The organism is Chryseobacterium soli, assembly GCF_000737705.1.
Classification (GTDB): domain Bacteria; phylum Bacteroidota; class Bacteroidia; order Flavobacteriales; family Weeksellaceae; genus Chryseobacterium; species Chryseobacterium soli.
The window spans coordinates 222,969-241,371 of record NZ_JPRH01000005.1 but is presented as its reverse complement, the minus strand read 5'-3'; the positions used below and the strand labels follow the sequence as shown (position 1 = coordinate 241,371).

General features: G+C 36.8%; 18 protein-coding genes. 8 read left to right on the top strand and 10 right to left on the bottom strand.

Annotated elements, in window-relative coordinates:
* The first annotated feature begins 82 nt into the window (after nt 1-82).
* Both IW15_RS14275 and IW15_RS14270 read left to right on the top strand, forming a co-directional pair.
* The gene (locus IW15_RS14275) at nt 83-529 is read left to right on the top strand and encodes a GNAT family N-acetyltransferase (RefSeq protein ID WP_034712497.1); all 447 of its coding nucleotides are present in this window, start codon (nt 83-85) and stop codon (nt 527-529) included.
* Nucleotides 530-661: 132 nt separating this feature from the next.
* Nucleotides 662-2,170 (top strand): S8 family peptidase, encoded by a 1,509-nt coding sequence (locus tag IW15_RS14270; protein WP_034712495.1) that lies wholly within the window; start codon nt 662-664, stop codon nt 2,168-2,170.
* Nucleotides 2,171-2,199: 29 nt separating this feature from the next.
* Here IW15_RS14270 and IW15_RS14265 read toward each other — a convergent pair whose 3' ends face one another.
* The 3 genes from IW15_RS14265 to IW15_RS14255 form a co-directional block, all read right to left on the bottom strand.
* Nucleotides 2,200-3,369 (bottom strand): carboxypeptidase-like regulatory domain-containing protein, encoded by a 1,170-nt coding sequence (locus tag IW15_RS14265; protein ID WP_034712494.1) that lies wholly within the window; start codon nt 3,367-3,369, stop codon nt 2,200-2,202.
* A 57-nt stretch (nt 3,370-3,426) separates the two neighbouring features.
* On the bottom strand, nt 3,427-4,254 hold the full coding sequence (gene ygiD / locus IW15_RS14260; protein ID WP_034712491.1) for a 4,5-DOPA-extradiol-dioxygenase: 828 nt from the start codon (nt 4,252-4,254) through the stop codon (nt 3,427-3,429).
* 103 nt (nt 4,255-4,357) lie between these two features.
* Nucleotides 4,358-4,867, bottom strand: coding sequence for a YceI family protein (locus IW15_RS14255; protein ID WP_034712488.1), 510 nt, complete (start codon nt 4,865-4,867; stop codon nt 4,358-4,360).
* Between the two features lie 358 nt (nt 4,868-5,225).
* Here IW15_RS14255 and IW15_RS14250 point away from each other — a divergent pair, with 358 nt between their 5' ends.
* The 3 genes from IW15_RS14250 (at nt 5,226) to IW15_RS14240 (ending at nt 9,557) form a co-directional block, all read left to right on the top strand.
* Nucleotides 5,226-7,364 (top strand): S9 family peptidase, encoded by a 2,139-nt coding sequence (locus tag IW15_RS14250; RefSeq protein ID WP_034712486.1) that lies wholly within the window; start codon nt 5,226-5,228, stop codon nt 7,362-7,364.
* 9 nt (nt 7,365-7,373) lie between these two features.
* Entirely contained in the window at nt 7,374-8,444 is a 1,071-nt protein-coding gene (locus IW15_RS14245) for an acyltransferase family protein (protein WP_034712484.1), read from the top strand.
* Nucleotides 8,445-8,531: 87 nt separating this feature from the next.
* Nucleotides 8,532-9,557: an LLM class flavin-dependent oxidoreductase gene (locus IW15_RS14240; RefSeq protein WP_034712482.1), complete on the top strand. Its 1,026-nt coding sequence runs from the start codon at nt 8,532-8,534 to the stop codon at nt 9,555-9,557.
* Between the two features lie 81 nt (nt 9,558-9,638).
* On the opposite strand, the gene IW15_RS14235 is transcribed toward IW15_RS14240, so the two are convergent.
* From IW15_RS14235 to IW15_RS22075, 5 genes are all read right to left on the bottom strand, one after another.
* Nucleotides 9,639-10,139 carry a hypothetical protein gene (locus IW15_RS14235; protein ID WP_034712480.1) on the bottom strand — a complete coding sequence of 167 codons (501 nt, stop codon included), beginning with the start codon at nt 10,137-10,139 and terminating at the stop codon, nt 9,639-9,641.
* A 166-nt stretch (nt 10,140-10,305) separates the two neighbouring features.
* The gene (locus tag IW15_RS14230; RefSeq protein WP_034712479.1) at nt 10,306-10,953 is read right to left on the bottom strand and encodes a pirin family protein; all 648 of its coding nucleotides are present in this window, start codon (nt 10,951-10,953) and stop codon (nt 10,306-10,308) included.
* Between the two features lie 176 nt (nt 10,954-11,129).
* Nucleotides 11,130-11,882 carry a dioxygenase family protein gene (locus IW15_RS14225; RefSeq protein ID WP_228384372.1) on the bottom strand — a complete coding sequence of 251 codons (753 nt, stop codon included), beginning with the start codon at nt 11,880-11,882 and terminating at the stop codon, nt 11,130-11,132.
* Nucleotides 11,883-12,059: 177 nt separating this feature from the next.
* Nucleotides 12,060-12,734 (bottom strand): LytR/AlgR family response regulator transcription factor, encoded by a 675-nt coding sequence (locus tag IW15_RS14220; RefSeq protein ID WP_034712477.1) that lies wholly within the window; start codon nt 12,732-12,734, stop codon nt 12,060-12,062.
* Nucleotides 12,735-12,740: 6 nt separating this feature from the next.
* A complete protein-coding gene (locus tag IW15_RS22075) occupies nt 12,741-13,832 on the bottom strand; it encodes a sensor histidine kinase (RefSeq protein ID WP_051882046.1) in 1,092 nt (363 codons plus the stop codon).
* A 142-nt stretch (nt 13,833-13,974) separates the two neighbouring features.
* Here IW15_RS22075 and IW15_RS14210 point away from each other — a divergent pair, with 142 nt between their 5' ends.
* Both IW15_RS14210 and IW15_RS14205 read left to right on the top strand, forming a co-directional pair.
* Nucleotides 13,975-14,223, top strand: a complete 249-nt coding sequence (locus tag IW15_RS14210; protein ID WP_034712576.1) for a VF530 family protein — start codon at nt 13,975-13,977, stop codon at nt 14,221-14,223.
* A gap of 115 nt (nt 14,224-14,338) precedes the next feature.
* Nucleotides 14,339-14,839: an FKBP-type peptidyl-prolyl cis-trans isomerase gene (locus tag IW15_RS14205; protein WP_034712475.1), complete on the top strand. Its 501-nt coding sequence runs from the start codon at nt 14,339-14,341 to the stop codon at nt 14,837-14,839.
* Between the two features lie 66 nt (nt 14,840-14,905).
* Here the strand turns inward: IW15_RS14205 and IW15_RS14200 are convergent, their stop codons facing one another.
* Together IW15_RS14200 and IW15_RS14195 are read right to left on the bottom strand one after the other, a co-directional pair.
* A complete protein-coding gene (locus IW15_RS14200; protein ID WP_034712473.1) occupies nt 14,906-15,283 on the bottom strand; it encodes a YchJ family protein in 378 nt (125 codons plus the stop codon).
* A gap of 104 nt (nt 15,284-15,387) precedes the next feature.
* Nucleotides 15,388-17,529 carry a M3 family metallopeptidase gene (locus IW15_RS14195; protein ID WP_034712471.1) on the bottom strand — a complete coding sequence of 714 codons (2,142 nt, stop codon included), beginning with the start codon at nt 17,527-17,529 and terminating at the stop codon, nt 15,388-15,390.
* A 58-nt stretch (nt 17,530-17,587) separates the two neighbouring features.
* On the opposite strand from IW15_RS14195, the gene IW15_RS14190 reads away from it, so the two are divergent.
* Nucleotides 17,588-18,403, top strand: a complete 816-nt coding sequence (locus tag IW15_RS14190) for a head GIN domain-containing protein (protein ID WP_034712573.1) — start codon at nt 17,588-17,590, stop codon at nt 18,401-18,403.

Below are 18,403 nucleotides of genomic sequence, written 5' to 3'. Positions count from 1 at the left end.
TTCCAATGTTAAAAGATAAATGATCAGGTAAAGCTCTCAATATTGAGAGCTTTACTATTTTAGTACTAATAAAAAATATAATATGATTATAAAAAGAACTGATTCTTCAGACATAGATTTTCAGAACCTTGTGAAATTACTGGATGCCGACCTGGCCATACGTGATGGAGATGATCACGCATTTTATCATCAGTTCAATGGTATTGATCTATTGAAAAACTGTGTGGTTATTGACCTTAACGGTACTGGAGCTGCCTGTGGAGCTTTTAAACCCTATTCCTATGATACGGTAGAAATTAAAAGAATGTATACAGATCCTTTGAACAGAGGAAAAGGATTAGCTTCAAATACGTTGAATGAGTTAGAAGTCTGGGCTAAGGAATCCGGATATCAAAAATGTATTTTGGAGACAGGCATTAAACAGCCTGAAGCTATTGCTTTATATGAGAAAAGGGGATACAAAAGGATTTCTAATTATGGACAATATGCCGGAGTAGAAAACAGCGTCTGCTATGAGAAAGTGTTGTAAATCTTATTGATAGATTACATTGTAAAGTTTAGTTTTGATAACCTAACAGATTAATAATATTTAATTCATATTTGTGAGATTTATATTTTGGGTAAATTCTTATCTTGTTGTTCCAAACCAAAATAGTTCAACATGAGAAAAAATGTATTCTACCTATTAGTTTTATTTTTTGTTTTGAATTCGTGTACTACGGAAGAATTCCAGAATGAAAATCCTACAATTGAGATTTCACAAAAAGATCCTTTATCCGCAAAACAGATCAACGCCGAAATTAACCAATCCCTTAAAAGTAACGGCTCTTTCAGCTGGAGTAAAACCTCAGACCACTTTCTGTGGAGTGCCGTTTTCCAGGGAAATAAAGTAGCATCTATAGGATTCGGAAGCTCTCAAAAGGATTTTGACAGAAGCCTTTCTTCCAACAGTCATGAGATTCAAAATGAAATTCTATCCGTTATCAAACAATATGAGGGAAAAGAGGAAAGCAGGATTTTAATCACCTCAGACCCATTCCTTAATCAGATCGATGTGGTGATAGAAAATCAGGAAACGATTATTGCCCTGCGCCGTATGAAAACAATCCGTTATCTGGAGCCGGGAGATTACCATTATTTTGAAAACGAAAATAAACTTAATGGCACTGCAAAATCCAGCGGCTCTTCATCAGGATGCGGTTTCGAATCGGAAGCTTTAAATGCGACAGATTATACTTCTGTAACGCCCAATGCAAAAGTTCCATGGGCTTTTACCAAACATAACATTCCTGGAGCGTGGAGCTACAGTACAGGATCCGGAGTAACGATCGGTCTTATTGACAGCGGCGTTTCCTCTGATCAGAGCCTGTTAGGAAGCAGTTTTAACAATGGAGCATCTTCCGGAAGAACAATTACTAAAAAAGGAGTCTATGTAGATTCTGTATGGCCATGGAGTACAGATACAGACGGAACTAACGATCAATGCGGACACGGAACAAGCATGGCATCGGTCATGACAGCCCCAAGAAATACGACGGGTCTTCCTGTAGGAGTAGCATATAATGCAAGTTTAATCGCATACCGCGCTGCATCCAACGTAGTTTTGGACGGTTATCATGAACAGAATGGGGTGAAAACCGCTTTTACAGAACTTGGCAATACGGCCAGCGTGAAAATTATTTCCATGTCTATGGGGCATATTTTTTCAGTCGGGAAAATTGAAGATGGTGTAAAATACGCTTATTCCAAAGGAAAATTGATTTTCTGTGCAGGAGGAACTTCTACAAGCTTTACCAATTTTGTTGGCGTTATTTTTCCGGCATGGATGCCTGAAACGCAGGCGATAACGGGAGTAAAAGAAGGAACTTCCAATCAAAAATGTGATGTATGTCATTCCGGAAGTGAAATCGATTTTACCTTCCAGATGGAGAGAGGATCAGGAAACTCAGTGCCTGTGGCAGGATATTATAATGCCCAGACTAAATATGTAGGTGGTTCTTCTGTTGCCACGGCTGCCACAGCAGGAATTGCTGCGCTGGTATGGGCTAAAAATCCATCATGGACAAGAGAGCAGGTACTTACTAAAATGAGACAGTCTGCCACGTATTATCCGGCCGCCGATGCCAATTATGGCTATGGAAACATCAATGTGTTAAAAGCCGTTCAGTAGATATCAGTTATACTCAGGAAGGAAATATCTTAATCTCCCAGCTGATAATCCAATGGAAGCATATTTTCAATTTTGTTTTTTGAAAAATCACCTTCATTGATCAGCAGATCCGGATTAGTGATATTTCCTTCTTTTGATATTTCAAATGTTTCGCCTTCAGAGTGGAGATAAGAAGACTGAGAAACGGGAACCGTAGTTTTGATGAATTCTTTTCCCTTACTTTCATAAAAATATTTTTTATAGTTCACCTGAAGCATATCTTCAAAGCTGAGCAATACCTGTTCGCCATTTCTTTTTGTATAATCAGCATCAGGGATTTTTGACTTTGTTAAGGCCAGTGCGTAAGGTGTTTCTTTATTCTTTCTCTTTAAAATATCAGAAATGTCTTCAGGGATTTTTATGGTTCCGGACTTTTTCGTCATTTGCATGAAATCCTTCACCGTATTCAGTTCTTCTTCTGTGGGATATTTTGGATTAGGAATCTTAACAATTTTATTGATGATAAAACCTTCTTCCGCAATTTTATTTTGGTAAATACTTCTGAAAAAATGGAGGAGACTTCCATCAAAAGCATTCATTCTATTGAGCTTTACCTTATCCGAGTTTTTTGTTTCCTTAAAAAAGCTTGTTCCACTATAATTGATCATACTCGTATTGAAATCTACAGAATAATTGATCAGGTTATACTGGATTTCGTATCCAAGGGTTTTATTTTCAATAATCAGAGTTTTGGGAGCCTTTACTTTCAGAAATTTATTCTTTTTATCAAATGAAAATTTTAATGTGCGCTGATTTTTGATCTTCACATTCTCTTTATCATACCCGATAAATGTATCCAGAAAATAATTGATATAATTTTTATAGGCCTCTTCGGTATAGGGAATAAGCCTTATTTCTTCAATCGCATTGGTTTTTGTTAAGACCACTTTAAGCGTTTTGTTGATAAGTTCAGAAATGGCAGCCGTAAAAGTATCATAGTCATCCCTTTGAAAAACAATATTTCCCGTATTGCTGGAAGGAAGATTTAGGATAAAACTTCCGTCTTCTTTGGAGACTGTTCCGGTTTTACTTCCGTCTAAATAAATATGGGTATTGGGAATTCTCTGTCCTGATTCATCAACGACAGTTCCTTTAATGACCTGAGCAAAAAAGAGGTAAAAAGGAAGAAAAATAAGAAATAGTAATATCGTTTTTTTCATGGTAAACAATATTACTACTTTTTTAGTGATAAAAAAAGGAACCGATTATTTTTTGGCTTATCCTATCCGTACGCTCGTCATGCTCAATGAACCACCGATCAGTTCATCATTAAATAATGCAAGCTCTTCAGAAGTATCTTTTAAACCTAACGTATAAATCAGGGGAAGATAATGGTCCGGAGTAGGAACAGCATACTGCAGAAATGTCCCTTGCTTTTGATACTCAATAATGGGTTGGAAATTGCCATCAAGCAGCCAGTTATTGGTTTTTTCTCTGGCTTCAACCGCCCAGTCCCAGCCGGCTCCAACAGTGTCGATGTTTTTCCAGTCGATTAATCTTAAATTGTGCACAATATTACCGCTTCCGATGATCAATATTCCTTTTTCACGAAGTTTGTGTAATTTTTTAGCGAGGTCAAAGTGATACTGCGGAGGTTTTGTATAATCAATACTTAGCTGGATCACCGGAATATCGGCTTCAGGATACATGTGTTTAATCACAGACCATGCCCCGTGGTCCAGCCCCCAGTTATGGTCTTCTTCCACCAGAGTCGGAGCTAATAATTCCACTGTTTCTCTGGCAAGTTCAGGATCTCCGGGTGCCGGATACTGTACATCAAAAAGTGCTTTAGGAAATCCTCCGAAATCATGGATCGTTTTGGGCATATCCATTGCCGTTACGAAAGTTCCTTCCGTATACCAGTGGGCAGAAATACATAAAATGGCATTGGGTTTTGGAATTTCCCGCGCCGCTTTTCTGAATCCCTGAACAAACTGGTTTTCTTCAATAGCATTCATAGGCGAACCATGGCCCAGAAATAAAACGGGCATTCTTTGGGTGTGCCCAAAATTTTCGCTTATGTTTTGTAGATCATTAAGGTTCATAGAATGGAGTATTAAAAAAGGTTCAAGGCTTACAAATCCCTGAACCTTCTGATATGTTTTATGTGATCATCTGCCATAAAGGCAGATCATACGTTTTTGAAAATTATGCCTTTACGAACTGAAGCTCTCCTGCAATTTTTACATCGTCGCTTACCATTACGCCTCCGGCTTCAAGAGCAGCATTCCAGTTTAATCCGAAATCTTTTCTGCTGATTTTTCCTTCAAATGAAAATCCTGCTTTTGTATTTCCCCAAGGATCTACATTGATTCCTCCAAAATCTACATCCAGTGTAATTGGTTTAGTAATTCCATTTACAGTAAGGTTTCCTGAGATCTTATCGTTTAATGCCTGAGATTCGAAAGTGATGGTAGGATGTTCTTCAGAATTAAAGAATTCGGCTGACTTTAAGTGATTATCTCTGTCTGTGTTATTGGTAAATACAGAATCCGTTTGGATCGTTGCAGTAGTTTTAGCGTTTGAGAAAGAATCGTCTTCAGCTTCAATTTCAGCATTGAAAGTTCTGAAGCTTCCTTTTACGTTAGAAATCATCATGTGTTTTACTTTGAAAGTAATTTCACTATGTGTTAGGTCTAGGTTCCATTTTGTAGCCATTGTATGTATTTTTTATTGTTATTTATAATGCAAATGTAGGATAAGGAAGAGGTACAATACATTGATTTAGGATAAGAAATGAATGGGAGGTAAATTTCTTCCAGATTTGAGCGTCAGGATAAAAGATATGAGACGATCTATTCAAAATATCCAACTCCATTTCGGTTAGTAACTCAGCATAAAAACTAAACACTAACAACCAAACGCCATCAACTGCCAGCCATCAACGTATAAATCCAGATAGTAAGGTAAGAATTTATTTTATGAATGCATGAATCTCATTTTATGAATGTTTTATTTTAACAATTTTTAACGGCTGACTTTTATTTCTTATTTTTGAGGGATTCAATTATATACAATGAAATTATATAGATTTTCTTTATTGATGGTAGTTTTGGGTGGATCGGTTTTTGCCCAGACCCAAAAGTTTACGATGGCGGAAGCTGTGAATGGTCTGAGAACCAATTTGGCAGTGAAAAATATTTCTCAATTTTCATGGTCAGATGACGGTAAATCTTACATTCAGGGCGTTAAAGGTGGATATTTGATTACCGATGTAAAGACTAATAAGCAAGATACGTTGGTTTCTCTGACGCAACTTAACAGACAGTTTGCGGATAATAAGTTAAAAGCGTTTCCTCAGATTAAATTCATCAACAATTCCCGAGGGTATTTCAATGCCAATGACCAAATGTACTGGATTGAAAAATCAGGAAGCGACTGGAAAGTAAAAACAACCGCTTCGCTGAATGAAAATGCTTCCAATATTAAGGTTTTTGGTGATAATCAGACATTTGCTTACACAGTAAAGAACAATTTATATATCAGTAAAAATGGGAAAACGGTTGCTGTAACCAATGAACCGAATGAAAATATCATCAGCGGACAGGCTGTTCACCGAAATGAATTCGGGATTGATACCGGAATTTTCCCGGCACCCAATTCAGAAGCAGTAGCTTTCTACAAAATGGACCAAACCATGGTCGCAGATTATCCGGTGATTGATTGGTCTGTAACTCCTGCCGTTAATCACAATATTAAATATCCAATGGCCGGAAAGGCTTCTCATGAAGTAACTTTAGGTATATTTAATACTAAGGATCAGTCTACCACTTTCTTAAATATTGAAGGGGAGAAAGACCAGTATTTAACAGCCATTACATGGAGTCCGGATTCAAAATATATTTTTGTAGGAGTATTGAACAGAGGTCAGAATCATTTGAAAATGAATCAATATGATGCGGTTACAGGGAATCTCGTAAAAACATTGTTTGAAGAAACCAACGATAAATATGTTGAGCCTCAGCATCCTTTAGTGTTTTTCCCAAATTCCAATACAGATTTTATCTGGCAGAGCCAGAGAACAGGATATAATCATCTGTTTCATTACAGCTTAGAAAAAGGACTGGTTGCCCAGATCACAAAAGGAGACTGGCTGGTGACTGATATTTTAGGCTTTAATGAAAAGAAAAAGGAAATCTATTATGTTTCGACTCAGGAAAGTCCTTTGGAAAGACATTTATATAGAATTAACTGGGCGAATTTTAAGTCGCAGAGAATGGATAATGCAGCAGGAATGCATTCCGGTGTGTTGAGTGCTGATGGAAATCAACTGTTCGATATGTATGCGAATGAAACTACACCAAGAGTTGCTAACATCATCAATACAAACACCTTAAAATCCAGCAATATTCTTACTGCTGAGAATACGCTGAAAAATTATCAGAGACCTGATATTAAAAATGTAACCTTAAAAGCTGATGACGGAACACTTTTATATGGAAAAGTGATTCTGCCGACCAATTTTGATCCAACCAAAAAATATCCAACGATTGTTTATTTATACAACGGTCCGCATTTACAGCTGATCACGAACACATTCCCTGCATCCGGAAATCTATGGTATGAGTATATGGCCCAAAACGGATACATTATTTTTACAATGGACGGAAGAGGCTCTTCAAACCGTGGGATGAAATTTGAACAGGCCGTTTTCAGAAACCTGGGAACTACTGAAATGAACGACCAGATGAAAGGAGTGGAATATTTGAAATCCCTTCCTTATGTAGATGAAGATAAAATGGGTATCCACGGATGGAGCTTTGGTGGATTTATGACGACAAGTTTTATGCTTCGTCATCCTGATGTTTTCAAAGTGGGGGTTGCCGGAGGTCCTGTGATTGACTGGAGTATGTACGAAATCATGTATGGAGAAAGATATATGGATACACCACAGGAAAATCCTCAAGGATATGCAGCGGCTAATTTATTGGATAAAGTTCAGAATTTAAAAGGAAAATTGTTGATGATTCATGGAGCTCAGGACGATGTTGTCGTTTGGCAGCATTCTATAAAATTTATTAAATCTGCTGTAGACAATGGAGTTCAGCTGGATTATTTTGTATATCCCGGACATCCACATAACGTTATCGGAAAAGACAGAGTACATCTGATGCAAAAGGTAACAGATTATTTTGATCAGTATTTAAAGAAATAACCCATATAAATGAGCAATATAAGAGTAGATAGAATTCACTTTCATACTTTTGATTCGTTAAGATTTCTATCTTTTCTATTTGTTTTCTTACATCATTCCCCCATTCCTAAAGACAGTGTATTACATTACTTTTCCCGGGAAGGGGGGATTGGTGTTTCTTTTTTCTTTGTTTTAAGTGGTTTTCTAATCACCTATATTTTGCTTCTGGAAAAAATTAATAATCAGGGTAAAGTTCCATTAAAGAAATTTTTTAGGAGAAGAATATTAAGAATCTGGCCACTGTATTATGCCATGGTTTTATTTGCTTTTTGTACACCCTTTGTTCTTCATATTTTGAAGCTTCCGTATTCTAATGAAGGGTATGAACCTAATTGGTTTTTTACACTGACATTTCTCGAAAATTATGTCATGATGTACACGAAAATGTTTCCTAATGTATCACCATTGCTTGTTATATGGTCACTATGTATCGAGGAGCATTTTTATATCATCTGGGGATTAGCTTTTTATTTTATTTCTTTAAAAAATATTCCGAAATTAATTATAACATGTCTAGTTATTGCATTTGTTTCCAGAATAATTTATGGGATATATGATATCTCAACTTTAGATATTTTTACCAATATTGACTATTTCGCCTTTGGAGCAATTCCTGCTTATATTTTTGTTTTTCATAAAGGAATAATTGAAAAATTAAATAAGATCCCTGCCATTTATAAATACATCTATGCAGTACTTGTTTTGGTGGTTATTTTAATTGCAGGAAATACATCTGTATTTTCTAGTTTCAGGATGTCCTATATTCTTTTTGGAGTGTTATTTTCTCTACTGATATTATTTACCCTAGGAGATAAAAATGTATTCAAAATATCAGATAAAAGCATACTAGCCAAACTTGGAAAGTACACTTATGGATTGTATTTTATACATTTGATTTGTATTATGCTGGTGACTAAAATCAGCCAAAAATATGAATTTGGCGGACTTTTAATAACTCTATTATCGTTTATCATGACTGTAATTCTATCATTTCTATCTTATCACCTTTTTGAAAAACAGTTTCTGAAACTTAAAAAATAATCCAGATTCCACCCTTCCGTTCTTACCAAACATCAATGCTTTTGATTGCTGAGTGTCGTATTTTTGATCCATATAAAATGTACAGATATGGAATTAGGAATAGGAATGTTTGGCGACTTAGGAGTTGACCAGACTACCGGAAAATATAGAGATGCAGGAGTGAAAATCCGTGAAATTATCGAGCAGGTAAAAAGAATGGATGAGGTAGGAATTGATGTTTTTGCGATGGGAGAACATCACCGTCCGGATTATGCAGTGTCATCTCCTGAAATAGTATTGGCGGCTGCTGCAAGTGTCACGAAAAATATAAAGTTAGCAAGCGGTGTTACGGTGCTGAGTTCATCAGAGCCTGTAAAAGTATATGAAGATTTTTCAACATTGGATCTGATTTCCGATGGAAGAGCAGAAATATTTGTTGGAAGAGGAAGTTTTATTGAATCATTCCCTTTATATGGATATTCCCTGAATGATTATGAGCAGCTTTTTGATGAAAAATTAGAACTGCTGTTAAAAATAAACTCAGAAGAAAACGTTACCTGGTCAGGACAGCTTCGTGCGCCGATGAGTAACCAGACCGTTTACCCGAGAGCAAAAAATGACGGAAAATTAAGCATTTGGAGAGCCGTAGGAGGTACCCCGCAATCTGTTTTGAGTGCAGCCCAGTTAGGAATGCCTTTAGTGGTTGCCATTATTGGCGGAATGCCGGTTCAGTTTAAAAATTTAGTTGAATTCTATAAACAGGAATATCAAAAAGCCGGACATGATGTATCCAAAATGCAGATAGCCATTCATTCTCACACTTTTGTAAGTGAAGACCAAAAGGTGACCGACGGATATTTCCACAATTATAAATCGCAGATGGACAGGATAGGCGCTTCCAGAGGCTGGGCTCCCTATACCAAAATGCAGTATGACGGTGGAAGAGCGAAAGACGGTGCCTTATTTATCGGAAGTCCTGCAGAAGTTGCTGATAAAATTGCTTATATGAAAGAAATTTTCGGGATTACAAGATTTATCGGTCATATGGACGTTGGTGATCCGGTTCATGACATCATGATGAAATCCATCGAATTATTTGGGGAAAAAGTAAAACCTACCCTGAAGAATCTATAAAATCAACCCTCCGACAGGTAATGTTGGAGGGTTTTTATTTGTAATTTGAACCTGAAATGCTACGGATTTCTGTATAAATTCTCACAATGCCTCATAATAAGCAATCGCAATCTGAGGATGAAAAGCGAACATAAATGTTTCAAAAGCATTGTTGGCTCCAGTATCTCTGCTCAGAAGATAGGTATTGTTGATGATATCAATTAGTAATAGTTCCGGAGTATAAAAGGTGAGTCCTACCTTGTGTTTGGATGGATCTTCAGTATGAGAACTGATGAGGTCCAGCCTGAAATTTTCCACCGGAAAAAAAGTATTTCCCAGAACATCAGGAAGACTTTTGATGACTCCATTCAGCTGAGAAACATAATTAACTACACTGGAACTCATTAAAAAAGGGATCTGTTGAGCATGAGGATTCTTTTCCAGAAGCTCCCAATAGTTTTTCACCGGATCTTCTTTACTGTCGAAAACCTGATGCTGCACTTTATATTCAAAATAAGTATCTTCAAAAATATATTGGTCCCACGCCATAGTGGAATTTCGGTCGATTACAATTCGAAAGGCGAGTCTGATCTTAGCTTTCATATTTCTAATAATTTTAAAAGTACATCAATTGAATAAAAAAGGGCAGCTTTCCACGTCTGCCCCGCTACAAACATAATTGATATGAAAAAAAATCTAACACTTAAAAGTGTATTAATAAACTATAACTTTCGATATTTATTTTTACCGTATATATTCCGGATTTCTATCAGACTTCCAAAAACAATAAGAGCGCATTCTCACTTAGCGCTTCGAATTCCAGGGTTTCAATTTCTTTGATAATGACACAGTCTCGTGTTTCCAGTAACATATTCTGAAATTCAAAAGCTCCATTGAGAACCAATCCAAATAAAGTGTTTTTTGGATGATATAAAGAATATTCCTGTTCCTGTCTTCCTTCATAAAGTCCTATGAAATTTGGATATTCCAATTGATTGGAAATAGGAATAAGGGTGTTTTTATCTCTGATATTTACATCTTCAACTGAAAAGAAATGATCAGGTCTTTTGCTTTTTAATTCTAAAATCAGAATATCTGCTTTTTCATCAGCCAGGTTATTTTTTACCGTTAAAAAACCGCTTTCTTTTGACTGTACTGTGAAAACCTGTTCTGAAGTAATAGGCTTTTTAAAATCATTAATGAGAATTTCGCCATACAGAACAATAACCAGAACAGAGCTGTCAAGCTGATGCGTAAAATGATAACTTCCGCCTTCATCCAATACTATTTCAACAACATTTCTCAGGTTGCTCAGATTTTCCTGTTCAGAAACCATTGTATTCACAACGCACGACTCTTTCTTTTTCCAGACTGAAAAATCAGCTTTAATTATTTTTGAAGCACTTTGAACCAGCATAATTTTAATTTTTAAATAGATTAGCAGTTGAATTCCTGCATTACACGGATAAACACGGGATATTCAATTCACTTTTTGTGCAGACCGTGTAATAAGCAGGAATATAAAAAAGCGGTAACTGGCAACAGCATGTATTCAATCTCCAACATCAGTACCGCTTGTAACAACTTCTTAATTTAAGCCGAAACTTTTATGGTTTGGGTCAGAGCGAAACCTCCGCTTACGCTTCCTGAAATACTGGACATTTCATTGGAGGTTCCATCACTGAACACGTTATCATTCGAATTATAGGTGTAGCCACTCATCCCTTTATATCCGGTGCTTGCAGCAACCTGTATCACTGCACTGTCAGTTCCTTCCGGAAAAGCAATTTGGGTAACCAGCAGAGACTGACCTGTAGAGCTGTACACATGAACATGGATGTGGGTAGCTCTTCCATTATACCATCCCGGAAAAATAGAAGTAAAAGCTACTTTCCCCGAAGCATCCGTAGTCTGTCTGCCTCTTAAAAAATGAACTGTAGTATAATTGGTAGATTGCATGCCTGTTCCTCCATACTCAGAATAATTTCCTTCCCTATCACAATGCCAGATATCTACAAAAACACCCTGTAGACTGGCGCAGGCAGCGCTGACATTTTGAATGAGCAGGGTAATCGTTAAGGGAACACCGGTTCTGTCGCTTACAATATTACTTTGTACAAGACTGGAAGGCGTTTTTGTAGGAAATGGACCTTCCGTTTCAGAATTGGTTACAGAGCATCCAGTAGCGGAAGATCCTGAACTTGAGCTGGAACCTGAGGAACCCGAAGAAGATGAGCCGGAAGTATCATCATCACTTCCACAATGGATCAGTATCGGTGCAGCAATAGCAGTTACTCCTGCTAATCCCAGGCTCTTCAAAAATCCTTTTCTGTTCATTGTTTTCATACGATGTGGTTTTAAGATTAAAAAATTAAAAGATGATCTACTACTTAGATGCTGTCTTTTTAAGTTTCTTATCCCAAATGTATTGTCAAAATACCCATTGTGGAAATTTATGAGGTAAACAGATAAAATGTGTCGGTAAACGGCTTTAGAAGAAGCTTTTTTAAGAAAGCTTTAAGATTATTTGCTGATGATCTTCATCACTTCATATTTGTAGGTTTCGCCGATAGGAATAATAAAATCTTCAATATGAATATTCCTGTTGACAATCGTTTTAATGTCACCTACAGGGACAATATAAGAACGGTGAACCCTTATGAAATCCTTTTCAGAAAGCTTTTCCATAATATTTTTCATGGATGAACGTGCTGTAATTTTGGATTGGTCTTTCAAATGAATCTGGATATAATCATCAAGACCTTCAATCAGTTGGATATCATCGAAATTAATTTTATGCAGTTTATAATCTGCACGGATTGAAAGATGCTTTATACTGTCGTTTTCAGGGTTTATTTTTACTTTTTCAACGGCGCTTTTAAATCTTTCAAAAGAAAAAGGTTTCAATAAATAATCTACGGCATTAAGACTGAAGGCATCTACAGCATATTCCGAATAGGCAGTAGTGAAGATTACTTTGGTGTTCTGTGGAATATTTTTATAGAAATCCATTCCATTTTTGGAGGGCATTTCGATGTCCAGAAAAATCAGATCTACAGGGAATTTGTTGAGGTGTTTTTGTGCATCGCTCTGTATATTGAAAACTTTCTCCAATGAAAGGTTTTCAATTTTTTCAGCATAATTCTCAATGATCTTTAATGCAAGAATTTCGTCGTCCAGGGCAATGGCTTTTATCATATTGTTTTATGCTAAATTAACTTTCAGATCCACATCGTAGGTCTTTCCATCGTTAGTGATGGTTAAAGTATATTTTTCAGGATATACCTGATCCAGATGTTTAATGGTATTTTTTAATCCTATTTTCAGGCTGTTTTCATCAGTCGTTTTTTTACTCACGATATAATTAAAGACAGAAAAGCTTAAAAGATTTTCCTGAACAACTGCTTTGACAGAAATTTTTGAAGTTTCTTCCGCATTAAAACCATATTTAAAAGCATTTTCTATAAAATTAACCAATATAAATGGCGCGATTTTCAGATTCTTTGTGTCACCGATCTCTGTATAAGAAAAATCCAGACTGCTGTCGGTTCTTACCAATTGAAGGGCAATATAGTCCTTTAAATACTCAAACTCTTTGTCCAGTTCCACAAAATCTTTACTGCTCTCCTGAACCACATACCGCATTACATTGGAAAGTTTTAAAATTCCATTAGGTGCATCATCCGATTTCAATAACGCTAAAGAATAGATAGAGTTTAAAATATTAAACAGAAAATGGGGTTGAAGCTGATACTTTAGATTTAATAATTCTGTTTTGGCTTTTGAACGTTCAAGCTCCTTTTTTTCATTATTTCTAAAGATAAAAAGTGATGATAAAAAGGAAAATAAAAATGGAAGAAGAGAAGCGAAAATCATCTGGTAAAGAGACCCTTGATTTCTCGGTCCGGGATTTTCAAAAGGAGGTCTGCTGCCGATGGGTGGAGTTGGCATATTCCCATTATGCGGAGCTAGATTTCCCGGATTAGCAGGAAAAGAAGGAGATCCGGCAGAAAAAATATGTTCAGAGATAAGGTAATACGGAATGAATACAATAATTCCGAAACTGATTAGAATACATAGGGTAAAAGGCAGGTATTTTTTTTTAGCATATAATTTCGGAAGGAAGATGCTGAGGTTTAAATAAAAAAAGATAGTGACCATAGCAAACCGGATAAACTCCCTTTGAAAAGGAGAAACCCTGAATACAGACAAAGTCCCGTCGAAATCCGGAGAAGAGACGATAGGAATGGTCAATAGCAAAGGAATCAGGATAATATGAGGCCACAGCTTTTTCATTAAACGAAAATATAAAAAGTTTGAGAGATAAAGGCTAAGAGGAATTTTATTTTTGCATTGCCTAAAGTGTAACCCATATAAGATAATGGCATCATTGAAAAGCACAGTCATCAATTTTATCACTATTTTTGCAAAAAAAAACATGCAGCAACCCAAAGATCCTTTACACGGAAAAAGACTCGATGCCATTCTTGAAGAATTGGTAGAATATTATCAGGGGTTTGAGAAACTGGGCGAGCAGATCAATATTAAATGCTTTACAGATAATCCAAGCATCAACTCTTCATTGAAGTTTCTCCGTAAAACAGATTGGGCCAGAACCAAGGTGGAAAGTCTCTATCTCTTTATGCTGAGACAGAAAAAAAGAGACGAAACAAAGCCCGGAAAGTAGAAAGCAGGATATTGTTTTAAGGTTCTTCTTTTAGCACTTTTCCTATAAATAATCAAAATAGCAGTATATTTGCCGCTATTAATCGTGAAAAGTCTCACGAAAAAAAAGAAAAAATATGATAATTGAACACAATCATGTTGTAGCTGTAAGTTACATACTTCACACGATCGAAGAAGACGGAAGTAAGATTCTTGTAGAAGAAACAACACCAGAAAATCCACTTACATTTTTGTATGGTGTAGGAATGATGATTCCAAAATTTGAACAAAATATCCTTGGTTTGAAAGCGGGTGATAAAGCAGCTTTTACCATTCTTCCTGAAGAAGCTTATGGTGAAAAACAGGATGATGCCATCACACAATTGCCAATTGAGATGTTTAATGAATCTGGAATTCCACCAGTTGGAGTTATTTTGCCTTTGTCTGATAATCAAGGGAATAATTTTCAGGCATTTGTGGTAGAAGTAACACCGGAAGCTGTAGTGGTAGACCTTAACCATCCAATGGCCGGGAAAGTGTTAGATTTCCAGGTGGAAATTTTAAGCACACGTCCTGCAACAGAAGAAGAATTGGCGCATGGCCACGCTCATGGAGTAGACGGCACAGAAGCACACTAAAATATAATATAAATGTCCGTGAAAACGGACATTTTTTTTGCAATATCAATATTGTCGATTATTACTTTAATCTAAAAATTCACCGGAAACGTAATACCAGCGGTCATGCATTTTTTGGAAGACAGAAAATTCATGATGAAGCTGAGGATTTCCGTCCTGATCTGTGTAATACGCTTTAAACTCTACATGATTCAACGCTGGAATCTGAATAATTTCCAGTTTTGTCCACTGATTGATTTCTCCCCATTCCTGAAGGTCTTTTTTACTATGAAGCTTTCGTTTTCCAGGTAAGGTAGTCTCCATTAAGTATTCTCCGTTGGGAATTGCAAAGGCGGAAAACCGGGAACGCATTAAAGCTTCGGCTGTGGGAGCATGCTGTTCTCCGGTATGATAGGGTTTGCAGCATTCTTCATAGGATTTTCCTGAGCAGCAGGGACAATTCATGATTATTGTATTTGTAGGCACAAAAATAGCAAAAGATTTATAGTAATGATGAGCAATAGATCCATAAAAAAAGGAGCAATCAATGAATGCTCCTTTTTCAATATTTATTTAATAAATCCTCTGTTTCTCAATAAAGGTTTAATATCCGGATTGTGTCCTGTAAAATCTCTGAATGCCTGATTAAGGTCAACAGAATTTCCTACAGAAAGAATATATTTTCTGAAACGGTCACCGTTTTCTCTTGTCAGGCCGCCGTTATTGCTGATCCATTCCCAGGCATCGTTATCTAATGTCTCAGACCATAAATAAGCATAATATCCTGCGGAATACCCACCGCCCCAGATATGGGCAAAATAAGGAGTATGATATCTTGGCGGAACTGTTGCTAGCGTAAATCCGTGGCTTGCCAGTGATTGTTTTTCAAAATCCAACACCGGAATCAGCTGAGTTTCATTCGTTACCGTATGCCAATCCATATCAAGTTCTGCAGCAGAAACAAGTTCTGTTGTCATATATCCCTGATTGAAAGTCGCTGCTTTCTTGATTTTATCAACCAAAGCCTGAGGAATAGGCTGCTTAGTCTCATAATGAAGAGCATAATTTTTCAGAACCATAGGATCTAAAGCCCAATGCTCATTGATTTGTGAAGGGAATTCTACAAAGTCTCTCGGAACGTTGGTTCCTGAAAGGGAAGGATACTTTTGACTTGCAAACATTCCGTGGATAGAATGTCCAAACTCATGGAACATCGTAGAAACATCATCATAGCTTATTAATGAAGGCTTTCCTGGAGCTGGTTTCTGATAATTATAGCAGTTGACAATTACCGGTTTGGTTCCCAAAAGATAAGACTGTTCCACGAAGTTACTCATCCATGCCCCTCCATTTTTAGAATCTCTCGTATAAAAATCAAGATAATAGATGGCAATAGATTTTCCGTCATGATCAAAAACCTCGTAGGTTACTACATCAGGATGATATACCGGAAGATCTGTTCTCTTTTTAAAAGTAAGGCCATAGAATTTTTCAGCAGCGTAGAAAACTCCTTTTTCCAACACGGTAGTTACTTCAAAGTAAGGCTTGATCTGGTTTTCATCAAGGTCATACTTTGCTTTTCTTACCTGTTCAGAATAGAAATTCCAGTCCCAGGGTTCTACCTTGAAACCACCTTTCTGCTGGTCGATCAATGCCTGAATATCTTTTGCTTCACGCGCTGCGGTTTCTACAGCCGGAGTCGCGATCTGGTTCATTAATTTAGTAGCTGCTTCCGGAGTTTTCGCCATCTGGTCCTGAAGCTTCCATTCTGCAAAACTTTTCTTACCCAGCGTTTGCGCTTTTTTCAATCTGATCTTAGCCAGTTTTTCAATGATTTCTCTGGTGTCATTAGCGTCTCCTTTTTCAGCTCTTAACCAGGAAGCTTTGAAAAGCTTTTCTCTCGTTGCTCTGTTTTTTAAGTTTTGCAATAAGGGCTGCTGAGTCGTATTTTGTAAAGCGAGAAGGTATTTTCCGGGCTGTCCAGCCGTTTTAGCATCCGTTGCTGCAGCTTCAATTTCGTCAGCAGAAAGTCCGTCCAGTTCTTTTGCATCAGAAAAGAAAACGCCGCCCTGTTTTCTGGCCTCTAATAATTTATTGGCATATTGGGTGGAAAGTGATGCCAGTTCCTGGTTGATCTGCTTAAGTTTTTCTTTGTCAGCCGAAGAAAGATTGGCACCTGCGATTTCAAAATTCTGTTTGTAATACTGTACCAGTCTTTTCCCTTCTGCATCCAGGCCATCTTCTTTAATGGACTGTATTCTCTTGTAAAGATTTTCATTCAGATACATTTTATCCGAATGTGCCGCAAAGATGGGAGCATATTCCTCATCTAAAGCCTGCAGGGTAGGATTGGTATTCGCACTGGTAAGATTCGAAAATACCATCATGGTTCTTCTCAGAACTTCGCCGCTTTTTTCCAAAGCCACAATCGTGTTTTCAAAAGTTGGAGCAGCAGGATTGTTGGCGATTTTTAAAATTTCAGCGTCATGCTGTTTCAGTCCGAAATCAAAAGCCGGTTTGAAATGTTCATTTTTAATTTTATCAAATTCCGGAGCCTCATATTGAAGCTTACTTTTCTTCATAAATGGATTAGAAGATAAGGAAGAATCTGGTACAGGAACTTCCTGTTGAGTATCGGTTTTTTTCATTGTAGTACAAGATTGATTTAATGCCAAAGCAGAAATTAACAATACCGATGAAATATTTTTCATAAATTAGTTGTTATTAAAGTATAAAGATATTAAAAACTTAATTTATAAAACGGTAAACATGAAATCAACAACTCTTTTTATTTTTTCAGCCTTCGTGCTGCTAGCTTCATGCAATGAAAATCATGACAGAAGAAACAGAGAAAAAAGCGGCTGGGTAGAAAAAGTAATCAATAAAGACAGCGGGCCTATCAAGCAAAAAGAATTTAAAGGCGATTTTGATGAAATCGAAGTCTCTCAGGCAATTATGGCAGAAGTGATAAAGTCTGAAACAGAGAGAGTGGTTATTTCGGCTCCTGAAAATATTATTGATGAGGTGCTTGTTGATAATGACAACGGAAAGCTGCATATTCACTACAAATCAGGGATCAGGGTGACGAACAGCAATAGAGTTTCGGCAAAAATTTATACTAAAGATTTTACAAAGATTAATGCCAATTCTGCAGCGAGTATCGTGGTTAAAGATAAATTTACCCAGGAAAAAACAGAGATAGAACTTTCCAGTGCTGCGAGTATTACCGCTGATATCGAAGCAAATAAGCTTGATATTAATGCAGGCAGCAGCTCAAGTTATCAAGGTAAAATATGGGCAGTTGATTTGGATATTGAAGCTTCTTCAGGATCAAGTATGACCATTTCAGGAAAGGCTAAAAATACGGAAATCAGTTCTTCATCAGGAAGCAGTATATCCGCAAAATCTATTGTTACAGACCATATAAAAGCAGATGCTTCAAGTGGGGCTAATTTAGAAATCAGTGCAAGTTCAAGTATTGATGCAGAAGCTTCTTCAGGAGGAAGTGTTACTGTGTACAAAAAAGGAAATGTTACAACGGTTAGAAAAGAAGAAAATAGTGGCGGAAGCGTAACGATTCAGTAA

Excerpts from the sequence above, each read along its gene's own strand:
- IW15_RS14275 (WP_034712497.1), top strand. The coding sequence starts at position 83 with ATGATTATAAAAAGAACTGATTCTTCAGACATAGATTTTCAGAACCTT.
- IW15_RS14270 (WP_034712495.1), top strand. The coding sequence starts at position 662 with ATGAGAAAAAATGTATTCTACCTATTAGTTTTATTTTTTGTTTTGAAT.
- IW15_RS14265 (WP_034712494.1), bottom strand. The coding sequence starts at position 3,369 with ATGAAAAAAACGATATTACTATTTCTTATTTTTCTTCCTTTTTACCTC.
- ygiD (WP_034712491.1), bottom strand. The coding sequence starts at position 4,254 with ATGAACCTTAATGATCTACAAAACATAAGCGAAAATTTTGGGCACACC.
- IW15_RS14255 (WP_034712488.1), bottom strand. The coding sequence starts at position 4,867 with ATGGCTACAAAATGGAACCTAGACCTAACACATAGTGAAATTACTTTC.
- IW15_RS14250 (WP_034712486.1), top strand. The coding sequence starts at position 5,226 with ATGAAATTATATAGATTTTCTTTATTGATGGTAGTTTTGGGTGGATCG.
- IW15_RS14245 (WP_034712484.1), top strand. The coding sequence starts at position 7,374 with ATGAGCAATATAAGAGTAGATAGAATTCACTTTCATACTTTTGATTCG.
- IW15_RS14240 (WP_034712482.1), top strand. The coding sequence starts at position 8,532 with ATGGAATTAGGAATAGGAATGTTTGGCGACTTAGGAGTTGACCAGACT.
- IW15_RS14235 (WP_034712480.1), bottom strand. The coding sequence starts at position 10,139 with ATGAAAGCTAAGATCAGACTCGCCTTTCGAATTGTAATCGACCGAAAT.
- IW15_RS14230 (WP_034712479.1), bottom strand. The coding sequence starts at position 10,953 with ATGCTGGTTCAAAGTGCTTCAAAAATAATTAAAGCTGATTTTTCAGTC.
- IW15_RS14225 (WP_228384372.1), bottom strand. The coding sequence starts at position 11,882 with ATGAAAACAATGAACAGAAAAGGATTTTTGAAGAGCCTGGGATTAGCA.
- IW15_RS14220 (WP_034712477.1), bottom strand. The coding sequence starts at position 12,734 with ATGATAAAAGCCATTGCCCTGGACGACGAAATTCTTGCATTAAAGATC.
- IW15_RS22075 (WP_051882046.1), bottom strand. The coding sequence starts at position 13,832 with ATGAAAAAGCTGTGGCCTCATATTATCCTGATTCCTTTGCTATTGACC.
- IW15_RS14210 (WP_034712576.1), top strand. The coding sequence starts at position 13,975 with ATGCAGCAACCCAAAGATCCTTTACACGGAAAAAGACTCGATGCCATT.
- IW15_RS14205 (WP_034712475.1), top strand. The coding sequence starts at position 14,339 with ATGATAATTGAACACAATCATGTTGTAGCTGTAAGTTACATACTTCAC.
- IW15_RS14200 (WP_034712473.1), bottom strand. The coding sequence starts at position 15,283 with ATGAATTGTCCCTGCTGCTCAGGAAAATCCTATGAAGAATGCTGCAAA.
- IW15_RS14195 (WP_034712471.1), bottom strand. The coding sequence starts at position 17,529 with ATGAAAAATATTTCATCGGTATTGTTAATTTCTGCTTTGGCATTAAAT.
- IW15_RS14190 (WP_034712573.1), top strand. The coding sequence starts at position 17,588 with ATGAAATCAACAACTCTTTTTATTTTTTCAGCCTTCGTGCTGCTAGCT.